The sequence below is a fragment of the Anaerotignum lactatifermentans genome, from assembly GCF_014982935.1.
Taxonomy (GTDB): domain Bacteria; phylum Bacillota; class Clostridia; order Lachnospirales; family Anaerotignaceae; genus Anaerotignum; species Anaerotignum lactatifermentans.
This window is the reverse complement of the sequence record NZ_JADCKK010000145.1, coordinates 1-1,193: the sequence shown is the minus strand read 5'-3', so window position 1 is coordinate 1,193 and position 1,193 is coordinate 1. Positions and strand designations below refer to the sequence as shown.

Annotated in this window: 1 protein-coding gene; it reads right to left on the bottom strand. The window is 42.0% G+C overall.

Annotated features, from left to right (window positions below):
- Nucleotides 1-182 precede the first annotated feature (182 nt).
- Nucleotides 183-983 carry a histidinol-phosphatase HisJ family protein gene (locus tag INF29_RS14350; protein ID WP_193487404.1) on the bottom strand — a complete coding sequence of 267 codons (801 nt, stop codon included), beginning with the start codon at nucleotides 981-983 and terminating at the stop codon, nucleotides 183-185.
- Between the last annotated feature and the right edge of the window lie 210 nt (nucleotides 984-1,193).

The window sequence follows — 1,193 nt, the reverse complement described above, 5'->3', positions numbered from 1 at the left end:
TCCTATGCTTTCTTGTGTCTTGGCGGACTCAAGATAATTATAGCATAGGAGGTTTTTGCTTGAAGCTGAAGCTCACTGATTCCCCCGGCATAGCCGGGGGTTTTTATTGGATTCACCAAAAAAAGAGGATATCCCTAGAAATTTTTTTGGGGATACCCTCTTTTTTATTTGAGAACAGCTAATTATAACATCTGTTCCTTTCTCTTTCTGTTTTCATAAGTGGAAATATGAGAAAAACCAAGTTCTCGAAGCATTTGATATGTCTTTTCGATACCAAAAGCCAAGTCGGAAGCACGATGGGAATCAGAACCAACAGTCAATATCTTACCGCCGGATTCTCGATACCATTTCAGAACCTGGGGTGTGGGCAATGTTTCTCCCGTACCTTTATACAACCCTGATGTATTGACTTCAATGCCTTTTTCCCGTTCTATTAATATAGAAAACAAATCTTTATACTGCTTTTCAAAGGGACGCAAATCCACCTGTTTTTCCGACTGGCGATACAGATAACGCTGGGGCAATGTGATATGTCCCAATACATCAAAATCATAATCTTTTGCCAATGCAATTTCCGCATCTAAAAAGCGACCATACAGTTCTTCCAAGTCCACAGCGGCATAATCCAGCCGGTCTAATTCCAGATCTTTTTCCAGATTATGAATGGAGCCAATGATGAAATCAAAAGAATAGTTTTTCATCAATCGACGATATTCTTCTGGATTCGCTTGTGGCTGCCCCAATTCAATGCCATTGCGAATCACCAACTGCCCAGCATATTTCTGCTGCGCAGCCTCCATAGCTATCTGCCGTTTCTCCAAATCTATTTCATCTTCAAACACACCATGGGTCAAAAAGTCCGCATGGTCTGTAACAGCCAACTCCCGCAATCCCAACGCGATGGCCTTTTCACACATACGTTCCAATAATTCCTCACTGTCACAGGAAAATCCCGTATGGGTATGGTAATCACATAAAAACACCTGAACACCTCCAAATTTCTTCTATGGGCATTATACCCTACCATTTGGATGCTGGCAATAGACCTCAGCGTTTCTATTTTTCCAATAAATCATAACCACGCCTAAAAGACGTGGTTTGCACTAGCCCTATAAGGGCTTATTAAGAGCCAGCGCCTAAATGACGCTGGCTTTCACTTCGTTCAAGCCTTGGTGGTATGATTATCTGCTACC